Origin of the sequence: Kocuria gwangalliensis (genome assembly GCF_039544365.1) — a bacterium.
In the GTDB taxonomy this organism is placed as follows: domain Bacteria; phylum Actinomycetota; class Actinomycetes; order Actinomycetales; family Micrococcaceae; genus Kocuria; species Kocuria gwangalliensis.
Genome location: NZ_BAABLN010000010.1, coordinates 38,083 through 55,751, shown reverse-complemented (window position 1 = coordinate 55,751; position 17,669 = coordinate 38,083). Strand labels below are relative to the sequence as shown.

At 63.9% G+C, this 17,669-nt stretch carries 13 protein-coding genes; 7 read left to right on the top strand and 6 right to left on the bottom strand.

Going from position 1 to position 17,669, the window contains the following annotated elements; all coding sequences use genetic code 11:
- Nucleotides 1–21: 21 nt before the first annotated feature.
- From ABEA06_RS05275 to ABEA06_RS05260, 4 genes are read right to left on the bottom strand one after another with little or no spacing between them, the layout of a single operon-like run.
- Nucleotides 22–1,416 carry a GntP family permease gene (locus ABEA06_RS05275; RefSeq protein ID WP_345310822.1) on the bottom strand — a complete coding sequence of 465 codons (1,395 nt, stop codon included), beginning with the start codon at nucleotides 1,414–1,416 and terminating at the stop codon, nucleotides 22–24.
- Nucleotides 1,406–2,425: a prephenate dehydratase gene (pheA, locus tag ABEA06_RS05270; RefSeq protein ID WP_345310821.1), complete on the bottom strand. Its 1,020-nt coding sequence runs from the start codon at nucleotides 2,423–2,425 to the stop codon at nucleotides 1,406–1,408. Before pheA ends, ABEA06_RS05275 begins: the two co-directional genes overlap by 11 nt.
- Nucleotides 2,422–2,757 (bottom strand): rhodanese-like domain-containing protein, encoded by a 336-nt coding sequence (locus ABEA06_RS05265; RefSeq protein WP_303383799.1) that lies wholly within the window; start codon nucleotides 2,755–2,757, stop codon nucleotides 2,422–2,424. Before ABEA06_RS05265 ends, pheA begins: the two co-directional genes overlap by 4 nt.
- 43 nt (nucleotides 2,758–2,800) lie before the next feature.
- Complete coding sequence (locus ABEA06_RS05260) at nucleotides 2,801–3,007, bottom strand: hypothetical protein (RefSeq protein WP_345310820.1); 207 nt, start codon at nucleotides 3,005–3,007, stop codon at nucleotides 2,801–2,803.
- Between the two features lie 235 nt (nucleotides 3,008–3,242).
- On the opposite strand from ABEA06_RS05260, the gene ABEA06_RS05255 reads away from it, so the two are divergent.
- The 3 genes from ABEA06_RS05255 (at nucleotide 3,243) to ABEA06_RS05245 (ending at nucleotide 8,383) form a co-directional block, all read left to right on the top strand.
- On the top strand, nucleotides 3,243–4,919 hold the full coding sequence (locus ABEA06_RS05255; RefSeq protein ID WP_345310819.1) for an amidohydrolase: 1,677 nt from the start codon (nucleotides 3,243–3,245) through the stop codon (nucleotides 4,917–4,919).
- A 95-nt stretch (nucleotides 4,920–5,014) separates the two neighbouring features.
- Entirely contained in the window at nucleotides 5,015–6,661 is a 1,647-nt protein-coding gene (locus ABEA06_RS05250) for a thiamine pyrophosphate-binding protein (RefSeq protein WP_345310818.1), read from the top strand.
- Nucleotides 6,662–6,751: 90 nt separating this feature from the next.
- Nucleotides 6,752–8,383, top strand: coding sequence for an amidohydrolase (locus tag ABEA06_RS05245; RefSeq protein ID WP_345310817.1), 1,632 nt, complete (start codon nucleotides 6,752–6,754; stop codon nucleotides 8,381–8,383).
- Here the strand turns inward: ABEA06_RS05245 and ABEA06_RS05240 are convergent.
- Both ABEA06_RS05240 and ABEA06_RS05235 read right to left on the bottom strand, forming a co-directional pair.
- Complete coding sequence (locus tag ABEA06_RS05240) at nucleotides 8,376–9,416, bottom strand: Lrp/AsnC family transcriptional regulator (protein WP_345310816.1); 1,041 nt, start codon at nucleotides 9,414–9,416, stop codon at nucleotides 8,376–8,378. The two genes, ABEA06_RS05245 and ABEA06_RS05240, sit on opposite strands and share 8 nt — an antisense overlap.
- Nucleotides 9,417–9,549: 133 nt before the next feature.
- On the bottom strand, nucleotides 9,550–10,929 hold the full coding sequence (locus ABEA06_RS05235) for an NAD-dependent succinate-semialdehyde dehydrogenase (RefSeq protein WP_345310815.1): 1,380 nt from the start codon (nucleotides 10,927–10,929) through the stop codon (nucleotides 9,550–9,552).
- Between the two features lie 527 nt (nucleotides 10,930–11,456).
- On the opposite strand from ABEA06_RS05235, the gene ABEA06_RS05230 reads away from it, so the two are divergent.
- The 4 genes from ABEA06_RS05230 (at nucleotide 11,457) to ABEA06_RS05215 (ending at nucleotide 17,599) form a co-directional block, all read left to right on the top strand.
- Entirely contained in the window at nucleotides 11,457–12,884 is a 1,428-nt protein-coding gene (locus tag ABEA06_RS05230; RefSeq protein WP_345310814.1) for an APC family permease, read from the top strand.
- Between the two features lie 105 nt (nucleotides 12,885–12,989).
- On the top strand, nucleotides 12,990–14,465 hold the full coding sequence (locus tag ABEA06_RS05225; protein ID WP_345310813.1) for an NAD-dependent succinate-semialdehyde dehydrogenase: 1,476 nt from the start codon (nucleotides 12,990–12,992) through the stop codon (nucleotides 14,463–14,465).
- Nucleotides 14,466–14,509: 44 nt separating this feature from the next.
- Nucleotides 14,510–15,853, top strand: a complete 1,344-nt coding sequence (gene gabT, locus ABEA06_RS05220) for a 4-aminobutyrate--2-oxoglutarate transaminase (protein WP_345310812.1) — start codon at nucleotides 14,510–14,512, stop codon at nucleotides 15,851–15,853.
- Between the two features lie 369 nt (nucleotides 15,854–16,222).
- On the top strand, nucleotides 16,223–17,599 hold the full coding sequence (locus ABEA06_RS05215) for an amino acid permease (RefSeq protein WP_345310811.1): 1,377 nt from the start codon (nucleotides 16,223–16,225) through the stop codon (nucleotides 17,597–17,599).
- Nucleotides 17,600–17,669: the final 70 nt, after the last annotated feature.

The following is a 17,669-nucleotide window of genomic DNA, read 5'->3' as shown; positions in this document are numbered from 1 at the left end:
CGTCATCGGTGGGGCCGCAGGCTAGGCGGCTCCGGCCAGGCCGAAGATCACGGCGGCGATCGAGAAGCCCACCACACCGATGATGGTTTCCAGGACCGTCCAGGTCTTGAACGTGGTCTTGACATCCATTTCCAGGAAGCGGCCGACCAGCCAGAAGCCGGAGTCGTTCACGTGGGACAGCACCACGGAACCAGCGGCCACGGCAACCACCATGGCGGCCAGCTGCAAGGCGTTGTAGTCACCGGCAAGCACCGCGGGAGCCACCAGGCCGGCCGCGGTGGTCAATGCCACGGTGGCCGAGCCCTGGGCCACGCGCAAGACGGCGGCAATGACGAAGCCGGCCAGGATCACGGGGATACCCACATCGGACAGCACATTCTCCAGGGCGTCACCGATACCCGAGGTACGCAGCACCCCGCCGAACATGCCACCGGCGCCGGTGATCAGAATGACCGAGCAGACCGGGCCGAGTGCCGATTCGAAGGTCTTCTCAATGGCCGATCCGCTCATGCCGCGAACCTTGCCGATGGTCAGCGCGGCAATGATCAACGTGATCGTCAGCGCAATGGGAGTCTCACCCAGGGCACGCAGTAACTCGTACCAGCCCTGACCCGCGGTCTCTTCCGACACCGCCCCGGACTTGGCCAGGGTACCCAGGCCGGTGTTGAGGAAGATCAACAGCATGGGCAGCAACAGGAGCATGACGACCAGACCGACCGACGGCGGGTTCTTCACGTTCTCGGCCTCACCCAGGATGCTGGGTACCGGAAGGTTGATCTTGCGCCCCATGACCTTGCCGAACAAGTAAGACGAGAGGTACCAGGACGGGATGGCGCACACCAGGCCGACCAGGATGATGTACCCGACGTTCGCTTCGAAGAAGGTCGCGGCGGTCACCGGGCCCGGGTGGGGCGGCAGGAACACGTGCATCACAGAGAACGCACCCACGGCCGGCAGCGCGTAGGTCAACACGCTTCCGCCCAGCCGACGCGCCACGGAGAAGACCACCGGGAGCATGACCACCAGGCCGGCATCGAAAAAGATCGGGAAGCCGAACAGCAAGGACGCCACACCCAGGGCGAGCGGGGCACGCTTCTCACCGAAGATCCCGATGAGCTTGTCGGCGAGCACCTGAGCGCCCCCGGAGGTTTCGAGCAAACGGCCGAGCATGGCGCCCAGACCCACGAGCAGGGCCACGCTGGCCAGGGTGTTGCCAAAACCGTAGAGCAGCACCGGAACCACTTCACCGGTGGGGATTCCGGTGGCGAAAGCGGTCAGCGCGGAAATGATGATGAGTGCGAGGAACGCGTGAACTCGCAGTTTGATGATGAGCACCAACAACACGGCGATCGCCGCGGCCGCGATCAACAGCAATGGGCCCGCTGTGAGTGTTTGACTCCAGCCTTCAATTTCCACGGGGTAATTGTCCTCTCAAGTGGTCGACCCAGGAACGGGCCTGAATAAATGCGGCATCCGAGTGCTGTTTGGAAACCTCGATGACTCGCTGATCTGCTCGCGGATAGGAACCCAAGAACCGAGTGCGCGGGCACATGCGGCGCACTCCCATCAAGGCGTCTGCCACGCGGTCATCGTAAATATGACCGTCGACATCCACGCTGAAGAAGTAGTCACCCAGGTGGCTTCCGGTGGGCCGCGATTCGATGCGGGACAAGTTCACCCCGCGGGTGGCGAACTGCTCAAGGATCTCCATGAGCGCTCCAGCACGATCCTGCCACAGCGGAATCACCACGGAGGTCTTATCCGCGCCGGTGGGTTTGGGCATGGTGGCATCGGGGCTGGCCACCAAGATGAAACGAGTCACGGCATTGCGGTTGTCGCCGATGTTTTCGGCCAGAACGGCGAGTTCGGGGTGCCGGTCGACCACCACGGGTGAGCACACCGCGGCGTCGTAACCCACGCCTTCGGACCGGGTGCCGCCGTGACCGTCCAGAAACGCCACGGCGGAGGCCGCCGTGGAGGACGCGGCAACATATTCCACACCGGGGAGATTTTGTTCGACCCACCCGCGGATCTGCGCCCATGCGTGGCTATGGGTGGAGATGGCTTGAATTCGATTCAGCGGCAGCTCTCCCGGTGCCACCAGCGTGAACTGGATGGGGACCAGAATTTCTTGGAGGATACGGAGCTCGGAGCCCGACGCGACGTCGTCGAGTGTGGCCGTCACGCCGCCCTCGACCGAATTCTCGATGGGGACCACCGCGGCGTCCACGACGCCCTCGCGAACGGCCGCGAGAGCGGAGGGAACGGAGGCCATGGGGATCCGTTCGGACTCCCGCGCGCCGGGGACCTGCAACAGGGCCGCCTCGGTGAAGGTGCCCTCCGGACCCAGGAAAGCGAACCGACGCGGGTGTGGCCCCGAATCCGCAGTGGGACCCGAGGCCACGCCGGAGATTGCCGCGTTCACAGGACGCGGGGAGTTTCGCCGTTTTCGGAAATCAGGGGCTTGTCGGCATCTGCCCAAGCACCCATTCCGCCCAACACGTTGACGGGATCGAACCCGTACTGCGCGAGGTAGGCCGTGGCTTTCAGCGAGCGGCCACCGGAGCGGCAAATGACGTAGACATCCTCGTCCACCGGAACTTCACCGGTGCGCTCGGCCAGCTGGGACAGCGGCAGGTGCTGGGCGCCGTGGATGTGCCCGGCATCCCATTCGTCCTGCTCGCGGACGTCCAGGACGGGTGCGCCCTCGGGGATGTCGTCAATGGATGCGGACGGCAGATTGTTCACGTTGTCCATGGTTCCTCCTGGTTCAGAAGTGGAAATTCGGTCCGCTCCCACTTTAACGCTGCTGTTGGTCCAGCGGCTCTTCTTCGTGTGTTGCGGTCGGGCCGAGGTCGGGCAGGCCATTCTTGGCCACGTGACGTTCGGACACGCCGTAACCGATGATCGTGCCCACCACGAGCACCACGCCCGCAATCAGGCTGTAGTACCAGTGCGGGTTACTGAAGTCGAACATGATGTACAACGTCACAGCTGTCAGGAACACGCTCCTTCGGATCGAAGGCCATGAGCTTCTCCTGTTCGTGGGGTTATGCGTCATATTGTGCCCCGCAGGAGCATTAAAGGGCGGGCAAGTGACAGGTGGCCCCCGGCGGGAGACGATGGAACCGCCCCCGCCGCCATTCACGGCCGGCACGAGACGGTGAGCCAGGTTCCCGCGTCTTCCCACTTCGGGCGGTAGCGGACATGGCTCGCCTGAGAACAGGACGGTAAGAGACCTCATGGCTCTGGACGTGATCTTCACCAACGGCACAATCCATACCCAGGATCCGAATCATCCCATGGCGCACAGCCTGGGAGTGCACCAGGGGAAGGTCGTGAGCCTGGACGATCAGCTTTCCCCCGATCTTTTCGACCGCGTGGTGGACCTGAAGGGAGCCGCCGTGGTCCCCGGTTTCAACGATGCCCACTGCCATTTGAGCTTCCTGGGCGAGTCCCTGGTTCAGCTGGATCTTCGTCCGTCCGCGATCTCCACCATGGACGATCTGATTGGCGCGGTGCGTGACGCCGTCGCCGGTGCCGATCCCGGCGCATGGATCATGGGCCAGGGTTACGACCAGAACTACCTGGACGGTGTGCACCCCACCGCGGTCGCACTGGACGAGGTCAGCCCGCAGAATCCGGTGTGGCTGTGGCACAACTCGCGTCACATGGCCGTGGTGAACACCGCGGCGTTCGAGCGCGCCGGGTACCCCGGTCGACGGGGTTTCACGGTTCCCGTGGGTGGTGAGGTGCCCCTCGATGAGCACGGCGCCGCTCAGGGCCTGTTGTCGGAGACCGCTCGCGGCCTGGTCCAGGAGGCCCTCCCGGTCAAGACCACCGACGTCGTGGCGGACCAGATCGCGGCCGCGTGCGACGCCGCCCTGGCCGCCGGCATTACCTCCGTCACCGAGCCCGGCCTGGGTTCACCCGCGAACCTCGGGCAGTCCTTCACGGACATTGCCGCGTATCAACTGGCCAAGGATCAGGGCCGGTTGCGGGTGCGCGCCACCGTGATGCCCTACCTCACCACGCTGCACCCCATTGACCCCAGCGGCCAGGACGTGGCCAACGACTTCCCCGGGCAGGACCAGCCCTTCGGCCTGGATCTGGGAATCCGCTCGGGCCTGGGTGATGACTGGTTCCGGATCGGCGCGGTCAAAGTGCTCTCGGACGGTTCCCTGATCGGCCGTTCCGCCTTCATGACCGAGGGATACGCCGCTGATGCGGAGAACGGAGTGGAGAATGTCGGCCTCCTGCAATTCCCCCGGGAGTGGCTGGAGGGCCGTCTGCTGGCCGCGCACCAGAACGGTTGGCAGCTGGCCGTGCACGCGATCGGCGATGGCGCCGTGGACGTGGTGCTGGACATCTTCGAGAAAGCACACAACGAGTTCCCCCGCGAGGACGCCCGCCACCGCATCGAACACTTCGGTGTGGCCAGTGACGAGCAGGTGGCCCGCTGCGCACGGTTGGGTGTGGTTCCGGTGCCCCAGGGTCGCTTTGTCAATGAACTCGGCGACGGCATGGCCAGGGCACTCGGTGCGAAGCGCACCCGCCTGTGCTACCGCATGAAGTCCCTCCTCGATGCGGGCATGGTGACTCCGGCTTCCACGGACGCGCCGGTGGTGGATTACCCGCCGCTGTACAACATTCACGACATGGTCAACCGGCGCACCGCGTCGGGCGCCCAGTTCGTACCGGAAGAGTGCATCACGGTCGGCCAAGCGGTGCACGCCTACACCGTGGGCAGCGCCTACGCGTCCCATCAGGAGCACATGAAGGGCACGCTGAGCGCGGGCAAACTCGCGGACTTCGTGGTGCTCTCCGATGACATCTACGACGTCGACCCGCAGACCATTAAAGACGTGCAGGTCACGGCCACGGTGGTGGGTGGCGACATCATGCACGGAGACCTGTAACGGATCGTCAGCGCTTTCCGTGCGTTAACGCTTGTCGAATACAAGCCATCATACTTCCGGACCTTGCGAGTCCGGGGCCACACCAGGAGGTAGTAATGACCGAACAGTCAGCCGGCCATCTCATTGTTGAGTCGCTCAAGCACCACGGTGTGGAACGTGTGTTCTCCGTGCCCGGTGAAAGCTACTTGGACGTGCTCGACGGCCTGTACAACTCGGGAATCGAGAACGTGGTGTGCCGTCAGGAGGGCGGCGCCCTGTACATGGCGGAGGCAGTGGGCAAGGCCACCGGCCGCCCCGGTGTCGCCATGGTGACTCGCGGGCCCGGTGCGTCCAACGCATTCGTGGGGATCCACCTCGCGTGGCAGGACTCCACTCCCCTGGTGCTGTTCGTGGGGTTGATCCCGTTGGACCACCGTATGAAGGAAGCTTTCCAGGAGTTGGACCCGTACGCCTGGTTCGGCACCCAGACCAAGCGTGTGTTCGTGCTGGACAAGGCCGAGCGCGCCTCCGAGGTCGTGGCGGAGGCGTTCTTCGCCGCGACGTCGGGCCGTCCCGGACCCGTGGTGGTAGGCCTTCCCGAAGACGTCATCACCGACATGGTGGACCGGCCGGTGGTGCCGCGCATCCCCGTGACCGAGGGTTCCGTGAGCGATCAGGAACTGGCCGACCTCACGCACGCTTTCTCCACGGCGCAGCGCCCTGCGCTGCTGCTCGGCGGCCCCCGCTGGAATGCCGTGGCCTCCCAGCAGGTCACCGCGTTCGCCGAGAAGAACGGTATCCCGGTGATCTCCGATTGGCGCGCCGCGGACCGCATCCCGGGCAACTCCCCCGTCAACGCGGGCGAGCTCGGCTACCGTCGCACCGAGGAATCGGTGGCCGTCCTGAAAGATGCCGATCTGCTGGTTCTCGTGGGCGGCACCCTGTCCGACATCCCCACCGACGGGTTCACGGTCCGCCAGGAACCGGATGCCACCAACTGGATCGTCAACATCGACGCATCACTGCGTCAGCACTCCGGTGCGGTCACCCGCCAGATCCTGGCATCCCCCGTGGCCTTCGGCCACGCCGTGGCGGATCTCGATCTGGGCGAGCATCCCGACTGGTCCTCGTGGCGTGACCCCGCAGTGGCGGCGCACCAAGAGGTCTCCCGGATCCCCGACAACACCGGCACCAACGCGGAGGGCACCGCCGACATGACCCTGGTCATGGCAGAGGTCCTCAAGCGCATGCCCGAGGACACCCAGATCACATTCGGTTCCGGTAACCACACGGCGTGGGGCCACCGGTACTTCCCGAACTCCTTCTATCCGTCCCAGTTCTCCGTGCGCAACGGGACCATGGGCTACTCGGTTCCCGCCGCTGTGGCGCTGTCGCTGCAGGACAAGGATCGCTTTGTCTTCTCGATCGCCGGCGACGGCGAGTTCCTCATGAACAGCCAGGAACTGGCCACGGCCAAACAATTCGGTGCGCACCCGTTGATCCTGGTCATGGACAACTCTCAGTTCGGCACCATCCGGTCCCACCAGGAAACTCGCTACCCGGGCCGGATCTCCGGCACGCAGCTGGAGAACCCCGACTTCGGTGTCCTGGGCCAGGGCTACGGCGGGTACGGTGCCCGTCTGGACAACAACGGCGACATCGAGCGAGTCATTGGCGAAGCCATGACGGCCGTACAGGAGGACCGCGTCCCCGCCGTGGTGCACGTGGTGGTCGACCGCTCCAAGGTCATGCCGGACGGCTAAGCCCACACGGTGGGCCCGAGCTCCGCTCCGATAGGATCGGACATCGACCTTTGACCGCCACGTAACGGTTTGTCTCCAGGAGTCCCACGGATGTTTCGTTTGTTCCACAACGCCACAGTCCACGCGATGAATCCGGCCACGGGGTGGACGCCCCGGTCCACGTGGCTCGCCCGTGACATGCCCCACCCGGATGCCATCCTCACCTCCGAGGACCGCATCGTGGCCGTGGGTGATTATCGGAAACTCGCGGACATGGCGCCCGCGCGTACGGAGCGGATCAACCTCGAGGGTCGATACGTGATGCCGGGGATGGGCGACGGACACATTCATTCCGCGATTTACTCGCGGTCCATCACGGAACCGGATCTGCGGGCTTGCACGTCGCTGCAGGCTGCGCTGGAGCTGCTGAAACCGTTCGTGGACCGGGCCCGCCAGGACAAGACGAAGACGTGGATCTTCGGCGGTCAGTGGAATGCCAATGGCTGGGATGTTCCGGTGTTCCCGGACAAGCACAGTTTGGACAGCATTTGCCCGGACATCCCCATGGCCCTGGGGTCACTGGATTGGCACACGCTGTGGCTCAACTCCAAGGCCCTCGAGACCCTGGGGCTGGACCGCAACGTCAAGGACCCGGACGGCGGCACCTACGAGCGCGACGACCACGGGGAGCTGACCGGCATCATCCGTGAAGCCGCGGGCATTCCCATTCGTGACGGCCTGATGCAGTCGGATGTCTCCGGCAACATCGATGATTACCTGCCCGCGGGCCAGCATGAGTTGCTCAAGCGGGGCATCACCTCGATTCACGACATCGACGGCGCCGATTGCCTCTCCGCCTATCAAAAGCTCCGCGAGCGCGGTGAGCTCAATGTTCGTGTTCACAAAATACTGCGCCAGGAACAGATCCTGGACTTCATCAACCGCGGCATCCGCTCTACCTCGGGAGACGAATGGATTTCCATGGGCCCGCTCAAGCTCTTCGCGGACGGTGCCCTGGGTTCACACACGTGCCACATGTCGGATCCGTGGCCGGGCACGGAGGATCACGGCATGGCCGTGACCACCCGGGACGAACTGGACCATTGGATCCACCTGGCCGCAAGCGCCGGTATTGCCACCGCGGTGCATGCCATTGGTGACCAGGCCGCCACCGAGGTGTTGGACGCCTTCGAGACCCACCAGGCCATGTCCCGGGTGTTCGGGTTACGTCAGCGGATCGAGCACGCCCAGTACATCAAGCGCGGTGATGTACCGCGGTTCCGTCAGCTGGGTGTCACCGCGTCCATGCAGCCCATGCACTGCACCGCGGACCTTCCCATGAACGACTTCCTGGATGGTCGTGACCTGATTGCCTACGGCTGGAACAGTCTGCGAGCCGCCGGGGCGGAGCTCGTGTTCGGTTCGGACGCACCGGTCGAGGACCCCAACCCGTTCCAGGGCATCCACGCGGCCATCACGCGCACCCGCCACGGGGACGCGGCGGACGGCTGGCAGCCGCAGGAAACCGTGTCCCGCCCGGAGGCCGTGTACTACTACACCCACGCCGTGGCCCGCGCCTCCTACGAGGAGAACCTCAAGGGATGCTTGGCGCCGGGTTTGCTCGCGGACTTCGTGGTGGTGGACCGGGACGTGTTCTCGGAGGATGACCGCGCGGTCAAGGACACCGTGGTCGAAACCACCGTTGTGGGCGCCCAGATCCGCTACCGGCGCGAGGTCAGCTGAGGTGCAACCGGGGCGAGATGAATTTCTTACCCACGTGGGTCTCGGAATCCAGAACCCAGCCCATGCGTTTGATGGGGCGCAGCGAGACCACCGTTTCCTGAATCTCGATTCCTGAGACCGCGGACTGGATGGCCCGTTCGGCCTCCAGGATCTCCCCCACGGAATGCAGCCACATGACCACCATGAGGTTGGCGCGCCCCGTGATGGACGTGACCACGCGAGTGCGCGGATCCCGGGCAAGAGCCTCCGCAGCGGCTTCGTGCTGATTCGCGTCCAGGCGGGTGAACCACTGCGCGGTGATCGGTGTGGCGGAGAACCCCTGGATCAGGTCGCAGCGGATCGACAACAACCCGGAGGCCAGCACCTTGTGCAGGTAACGGCGGGCGGTGGCCGGGTGAAGTCCCGTGATGCGGGCGATCTCGGCCGCACTTGCACGACCGTCGAGCATGAGAGCCTCGATCACGGGACGGTGATCCTCGCTGAGCGGCGTACTGCTGACCGGCAATGATTCCTGTTCGGCCGCCACCCAGGCCTGCGCCGCCCGGCGTTGATCGTCACTGAGCCTGTCCAGACGCCACTTGTCGCCGGCACGGTGCAGTTTGGTGGAGATCATGTTGTGGATCTTCACGACACCCTGAACCCGGGAGATTTTCTCCTCGATGATGCGTGACAGCGAGGGCAGATCCCGGCTGACCACGGTGAGACCGAGGTCCGGTTCCCGGCCGAAGGCTTCCACGGAGAGCACCTCGGGCATGGCCACGAGTTCTTTGACGACATCGTTCCACTGTTGGGTGTTGCACGAGACCTCCTGAAAGGACAGGAGATTCCTGGGGTCGTTGAGATTGACCTGAGCGGTGATCCAGGCGGCCCCGGAGCTGCGCAGTTTCTCCCACCGCCCGGCCAGAGTGGTGGGATGGGCGTCCAAGATCTCGGCGGCTTCACCCCAGGTGATTCTGGGCGCCCACTGCAGCAGGCTGATGAGCTCCAGGTCCTGATCGGACAGCTCAGCCTTGGACTGGCCGTTGCTTGACATGGATCTCCCTCATTGTGCGGTGGCCGAAACATGAGTCTACAAAGGTTCTCGCGACAACGACGCCGCCCCCGCACCGTGGTGGGTGCGGGGGCGGTTGTCGTCTGTCCACCGTCCGGGAACGGTCAACCCTGCCTTACTTCTTGGCGGGGGTGTGCAGCAGCTTCTTGTTGGCGAACTCCTCGATACCGAAGGGGCCCAACTCGCGGCCCACACCGGAACGCTTGACGCCGCCGAAGGGCAGATCCGGGGCGGTACCGGTGGTCTCGTTGACGTACACCATGCCGGATTCCACGCGCTTGGCGATGTCCAGAGCGGCGGCCTCATCGGCACCGAAGACGGAGCCGCCCAGGCCGAAGGGCGAGGAGTTGGCGAGCTCGATGGCCTCGTCAGCGTCCTTGACCTTGTAGACCACGGCCACGGGGCCGAAGATCTCCTCGGCGTAGGCGCGCATCTCGGGGGTCACGTCAGCGAGCACGGTGGCTTCCATCCATGCGCCGTCGCGGTCGATCTTCTTACCACCGGCCAGTACGGAGGCACCCTTGTCGATAGCGTCCTGGACCTGCTCCATGATCTCGTCGCGAGCACCCACGGTGCTAATCGGGCCCAGGAAGGTGTTCTCGTCCGCGGGGTCACCGGCTTCGATGCCCTGAACTGCCTGCGAGAACTTCTCCACGAAGGACTCGTAGGCGTCCTCCAACACAATGAAGCGCTTGGAGTTGGTGCACGCCTGGCCGCTGTTGGACATGCGTCCCCTGACCGCGTGCTTCACGGTGCGGTCCAAGTTCTCCCCGTCCAGCACAATGAACGGGTCGGAACCACCGAGCTCCAGCACGACCTTCTTGAGGTGCTTACCCGCAGTGGCGGCCACGGAGGACCCTGCGCGCTCCGAACCGGTCAGCGACACACCCTGCACGACCGGATCCGGGATCACGATGTCCGCGATCTGATCACTGGACGCGAAGATGTTGATGTAAACATCCTCCGGGAAGCCCGCCTCGCGGAAGAGTTCTTCCTGCACCAGGGCGGACTGGGGAACGTTACCGGCGTGCTTGAGCAGGATGGTGTTACCCAGCATCACGTTGGGGGCTGCGAAACGAGCCACCTGGTAGTACGGGAAGTTCCAGGGCATGATGCCCAACAGGGAACCCGTGGATTCCAGGACCACGCGAGCCTGGCCACCCGTGGAGGGCTCCAGGGTGCGGCCCTCCATGAAGCCCTCGGCATTATCCGCGTAGTAGTCATAGATCGCGGCAACGAGCTTTACCTCACCGATGGCTTGGGCCTTGGGCTTGCCCATTTCTCCGGTCAGAATTTTTGCGAGCTCTTGCCTGCGCTCGCGATACAGCTCGGCCAGCTTGTGCATGAGCTGGGCGCGCTCCGAAACGGGGGTGTCGCGCCAGGACTTGTAAGCCTCACCCGAACGCTTCACGGCGTCCCGGATCTCCTGATCCGATGCGGTGGGGAACTCTTTTACGGTTTCGCCAGTGGCGGGATTAATTGTTGCGTAAGCCATACCCCTAGGTTATGCCTCCCACCGGTTTTGGCGAACAGAGTTCACCGAGGGCGAGAGTCATGGTTCCGCAGCGCAGCGAACCCCAGGAGTCTTGATATCGAGAGTCTCCTGCATCAGGATGATGCTATGACGACCGAGGTAACGGGGCCCCGTCCCCCTATTCGGACGCGGCGGACCTTTTCTTGGGCGTCCACCCACACACCAAGGAGCACCACCATGACCACTGCACCCCTTGACCAGTCCGTATGCAACTGCGAGAACTGCGGACCCAATTGCACGTGCGAGAACTGCACGTGTGAAAACTGCACCTGCGCACACTGCAATCACGCCGCCTGACAACAGAAGTGGCCGGAGACCTATTCTCTGACGGGGCACCGGTCCCCCGCGACGTCGCCAGCGGTGTCGCCGTCGGCGCGTAGCCGCGCGGTGCCGGGCACCACGCAATGTCACTGCTAGAAACACAGGTGAGCCTTTTGAACGACACAATGAGAAAGCCAACTTTGATACTCGTTCGATAGGACTCTTTTATGACGCACGCAGACCAGCGGGGATTCAAGAAAGTCCTTGGCCGGATAGACGCGATCGCCCTGGGGTTCGGAGCCATGATCGGCTTCGGCTGGGTGGTCCTGACCGGTGGCTGGCTCGACGACGCCGGAACGATGGGTGCCGCGCTGGCCATGGTGGCCGGCGGTGCCATCATGGCGGTGGTCGGACTGGTGTACGGCGAGCTCGTGGCCGCCATGCCGGCGGCCGGCGGTGAGCACAACTATCTGCTGCGCGGCATGGGTGCGCGCTGGGCATTCATCGGCTCGTGGGGAATCACGGTCGGTTACATCACCATTGTGGCGTTCGAGGCCGTGGCCGTCCCGCGAACAGTGGAGTACATCTTTCCGAACCTGAGCCAGATTCCGCTGTGGACCGTGGCCGGATTCGAGGTCAACCTCACCTGGGCCCTGCTCGGGTCTCTGTGCGCGGTGATCATCACGTGGATCAACATCCGCGGCGTGAAGCAGGCCTCGACCGTCCAGATCTTCGTGATCATCTTCCTGGCACTGGTAGGCCTCATGATGATTTTCGGCGCGTTCTCCGGCGGTTCCGCGCGCAACATGGAACCGTTCTTCGACAACGGCATCAGTGGATTCTTCTTGGTCCTGGTGGTCGTGCCGTTCTTGTTCGTCGGTTTCGATGTGATCCCGCAGGTGTCCGAGGAAATGAACTTGTCCCCCAAGAAACTGGGCGGCACCATCATCACGTCCGTTCTGCTCGCAACAGTGTGGTACGCAGCCGTTATTCTCGCCACGTCCGCATCTCTTCCCGTTGCGGAACTCGCGGTCGCGGACATCGCCGTGGCGGATGCCATGGGTGCCGTGTTCAACTCCCAGGCCATGGCCAACCTGCTCTTGGCCGGCGGTCTAGCGGGCATTCTGACGTCGTGGAACTCCCTGCTCATGGGTGCTTCACGGCTGCTGTGGGCGCTGGGCAACTCCCGCATGCTGCCCCGTTGGTTCGGCACGATCCATCCCCGACACGGAACGCCCGTCAACGCTCTGATCTTCGTGGGTGCTCTCTCCTTCATTGCACCGTTCTTCGGCGAGGAGATGCTGGGTTGGCTGGTGGATTCGGGCTCACCCTCCATTGTGATTGCCTACCTGCTGGTCTCGATCGTGTTCGTGATCCTGCGCAAACGCGAGCCTGACATGGAACGCCCCTTCCGCATTGGTGGTCGCGGCAACGGCGGGACAGCCATCGGCATTCTGTCGGTCGTGCTGTGCGCCGGGCTGGCAGTTCTGTACATCCCCGGCATGCCGGCCGGATTGGGGACCGCCCCCTACGTGATCTTTGCTTTCTGGTGGGTTCTCGGACTGGTCTTCATGGTCCGCATTCCGCGCGGTATCGAGCCCGGAGCTGACGCCGAACCCCGCCTCGTGGCGGCGGTCGAAGCCCGCCAGAAATAAGGCGAGTCACGACTTGCTCCGGGGCATACCATGGACCCAGGGACATGGCGTCCAAGCACCTTCGACTGCCCAGTTCTTCAGAGGGAACTGCGAGAGAGGCACAATATGACTAACCAAGAGAACATTTCTGCACTGCTTGAGGGTACTCCCACGGGTTTGTTGATCAATGGCGAATGGCGCGACGCCTCGGACGGCGGCACTTTCGATGTCGAAAACCCCGCCACCGGCGATGTCCTTGCCACCTTGGCCTCCGCCACCGAGGACGATTCCCGCGCGGCCATGGACGCCGCCGCAAACGCTCAGGAGTCCTGGGCCCGAACCTCCACCCGGGAGCGCTCGGACATTCTGATGCGCGCGTACGACTTGGTGAAGGAGCACACCGAGGAACTCGCCACGCTGATGACCCTGGAAATGGGTAAGCCGCTCAAGGAGTCCCGCGGTGAAGTTGCTTACGCCAATCAGTTCATGCGCTGGTTTGCCGAAGAAGCACCCCGCCACTACGGCCGGTACGCGGACACCCCCGAGGGCAACCTCAAGATGATCGTGACCCACAAGCCCGTGGGCCCGTGCCTCCTGATCACCCCGTGGAACTTCCCGCTGGCCATGGCCACCCGTAAGGTCGCCCCCGCCGTGGCAGCCGGTTGCACCATGATCCTCAAGCCCGCGCGCTTGACCCCGCTGACCTCCCAGTACTTCACCAAGTTGATGATCGAGGCCGGCATTCCCACAGGTGTCCTCAACGTGGTGTGTTCGGCCTCCGCCGCCAAGGTGTCCGGCCCCATCATGGATGATCCGCGCCTTCGCAAGGTTTCCTTCACCGGCTCCACCCCGGTGGGTAAGCAGCTCATGAAGACCGCCGCGGACCGCGTGCTGCGCACCTCCATGGAGCTGGGCGGCAACGGTCCGTTCATCGTCTTCGAGGATGCCGATCTAAACAAGGCCGTCGAGGGCGCCATGGCCGCCAAGATGCGCAACATGGGTGAGGCGTGCACCGCCGCCAACCGTTTCCTGGTGCACGAGTCCGTGGCCGAGGAGTTCTCCAAGAAGTTCGGGGAAAGGCTCGCGGCTCTCAAGACCGGTAACGGTTTGGAAGACGGCACGGACGTGGGCCCGCTGGTCGAGAAGAAAGCCCGCGACGGCGTCGCCGAACTGGTCGAGGACGCCAAAGAAAAGGGCGCGACCATTGCCGTGGGCGGCAAAGCCGTGGACGGCGCCGGCTACTTCTTCGAGCCCACGCTGATCACCGGCGTGACCGAGGACAGCCGCGTATTCACCGAGGAGATCTTCGGCCCCGTGGCTCCGGTCATCACCTTCAAGGACGAAGATCACGCCGTTCGGCTCGCCAACTCCACCGAGTACGGACTGGCGTCCTACGTGTTCACCGAGAACATTTCCCGCGCACTGCGCATTGGTGAGCGCCTTGAATATGGCCTGCTGGGCATGAACGTGGGCGTGATTTCCAACGCTGCGGCCCCCTTCGGTGGCGTCAAGGAATCCGGTCTGGGCCGCGAGGGCGGCGCCGAGGGCATCGCCGAGTACACCACCACCCAGTACATGGGTCTGCCTTCTCCCTGGGCCTGATCCGGCCTCCAATTTTTGACCTGTGAAAGGACAGCAACGCAACTATGGCTGACATCGAATACACGCTGGAGCAGAAGCGTGACCTGAGGACCGCCGTCCCGGGCCCCAAGTCCCGGGAACTGGCGGAGCGTCGCGGCAATGCAATTGCTTCCGGCGTGGCATCCTCCGTGCCCGCGTACGCGGACAAGCTGGACGGTGGCGTGATCCTGGATGTCGACGGCAACCAGCTGATCGACCTGGGCTCCGGCATCGCCGTGACCTCCGTGGGCGCTTCGGCACCCAAGGTTGTGGAGAACGTCAAGAACGCGGTGGAGAAGTTCACCCACACGTGCTTCATGGTCACCCCCTACGAGGGCTACGTGGAGCTCGGCGAGAAGATCGCCGAGCTGACTCCAGGCTCCTTCGACAAGCGTGCGGCCCTGTTCAACTCGGGTTCCGAGGCAGTGGAGAACGCGGTCAAGCTCGCCCGCACGTACACCAAGCGCACCGCGGTGGTCGTCTTCGACCACGCGTACCACGGTCGCACCAACCTGACGCTGGCCATGACCTCCAAGGTCATGCCCTACAAGCAGGGCTTCGGGCCGTTCGCATCCGATGTGTACCGCGTTCCCATGTCCTACCCGTTCCGCGACGCTGACGGCATGACCGGTCAGGAAGCGGCCGAGCGCGCGCTGCTGCTGATCGAGAAGCAGGTCGGTGCGGAGAACGTTGCCGCAGTGGTCATCGAGCCCATCCAGGGTGAGGGTGGCTTCATCGTCCCCGCCGAGGGCTTCCTGCCGGCCCTGACCAAGTGGTGTCAGGACAACGGCGCCGTGTTCGTGGCCGACGAGGTCCAGGCCGGCGTAGCACGCACCGGCAAGTGGTTCTCCTCCGAGTGGGATGGCATCGAGCCCGACCTGGTGACCTTCGCCAAGGGCATCGCCGGCGGTATGCCGCTGTCCGGCGTGGTCGGTCGCGCGGAGATCATGAACTCCGTGCACGGCGGCGGGTTGGGTGGCACCTACGGCGGCAACCCCGTCGCGTGTGCGGCAGCCCTGGGCGCCCTTGAGACCATTAAAAAGTGGGGCCTGAAGGAGCGCGCCTTGGAGATCGAGAAGATCATCAAGGAAGAGCTGGGCGACCTTGCCGAGTCCTCGCCCATCGTGGGCGAGCTGCGCGGGCGCGGCGCCATGATGGCGCTCGAGTTCGTGGAGCCCGGTTCTAAGAAGCCCAACGCTGACGCGGCGAAAGAGATCGCCGCCAAGTGCCTCGAGCAGGGTGTTGTCATCCTGACCTGCGGCACCTTTGGCAACAATGTGCGTCTGCTGCCGCCGCTGGTCATCGACTTCGACCTGTTGCGCGACGGCCTGCGGGTATTCGCCAAAGCCATTGAAGAGGTCGGCGCCTGATTCGAACTGATCCAGCGCTCTGACGACGGGCGGTCACAGGTGATCCGGTGGCCGCCCGTTCCTGCTCCCCGCCCCGCCGACGGCGCCGATTGGTCATCTGGGCACGTCAGCCACGGAGGTTGCATGTCGCGATTATTACGGGCGCGCAGAAAGCTGTGGTAAAACTCACTCAGTTAATTCCACCAAACAGGCGCCGCAGCTTCTTCTGTTAAAGGGCACCACATGTCTGACGAAAGCTCACTGCACCGATCATCACCCCCCGGCAGCTCGGGATCGAGCCCATGGGGCGAGCATCGGTCACCGGCGACGGGTGGTAGTGATGATGCCCCGGCCATCACCCACAAGGTTCTTCGCAACCGCCACGTCACGATGATCACCCTCGGTGGCATCATCGGAGCCAGCCTGTTCGTCGGTTCCGGAAACGTGATCCGTATGGTGGGGCCGGCCGCGGTGCTCTCGTATCTGCTGGGCGGAATATTGGTCTTCTTCGCCATGAGGATGCTCGGGGAGATGGCCGCCGCACGCCCCACCGTGGGCTCCTTCATGGAATACGCGCGAGTGGGCCTGGGTGATTGGGCGGGATACTTCGTCGGCTGGCTCGACTGGTATTTCTGGGTGGGCGTCATCGCCTTCGAAGCCGTCGTGGGCGGTTCCATTCTGAGCGGGTGGTTCCCCGGGATCCCGCTCTGGCTCATGTCGTTCATTCTCATCATGATTTTCACGGCCACGAACCTCATTTCGGTTCGGTCCTTCGGCGAAGTGGAATTCTGGCTCGCCAGCGTGAAGGTTGCGGTGATCATCGTCTTCCTCGTGGTGGGAGCGATGTTCGCGTTCGGTTTGTGGCCCAACGCGGACTTCTCCCTTCCGAACCTGTGGCAGCACGGCGGTTTCGCCCCGCAGGGTGCTGGTGCGGTCATTGCCGGTGTCGCCGTGGTGATTTTCGCCTACTTCGGAACCGAGATCGCCGTCATGGCAGCCGCTGAGTCCGAGAACCCCTCGAAGGGAATCCGGCAGGCCACCGTGACGATTATTTGGCGCATCTTGCTGTTCTTCGTGGGTTCCATCTTCTTGGTCGTGGCGATCGTTCCCTGGAACGAGCTGCCCGACCCCGAGGTCACGGCGCCCTTCGCCTATGTCTTCGGCCTGTTCGGCTTACCCGGTGCCGATCTGATCATGAGCATTGTGATCTTCACGGCGGTGTGTTCCGTTCTCAATTCCGGGTTGTACTCCGCGGCCCGCATGTTCTCCGCGCTGGCCGGCGAGGGCCTTGCGCCACGCATCGTTGCACGTAAATCCAAGAACGGCGTACCCGTCGTGGCGGTTATCGCATCCACGTTGGGCGGCTACGCAGCGGTGATCGTGAACTTCGTGGCACCGGATTCCGGAATTCTCGATTTCATCATGAACTCGGCGGGCCTGGTCGCGCTGTTCGTTTACGTGTTCGTGGCCATTACGCAGATGCGGCTCCGGTCGAGGATGAGCCCGGAAGAAGTGTCCAATCTCAAACTCAAAATGTGGCTGCATCCCTGGCTCGGGGTCTCTGTCGTCGTGGCGGTGGTGGCCATCGTGGTGGTGATGTTGTTCTCCGGTGACTCCAGCAGAACCCAGGTGTGGACGAGCCTGGTTGCCGTGGCCGTCCTCGCCGTCTTCTGGCCCCTGGTTCGCCGTAACCTCACGCTCAGGAAGCGCGCCACACCCGCCACGGTTTCCGGCGAACGCACGGAGACGCCGCGCTCCACCCTGTGATCCCCCTCGCCGCACCCCGTTTCCCCGGGGACAGGAACCTTTCCCAGTGGTTATTGCTGTGAAAAGGTGA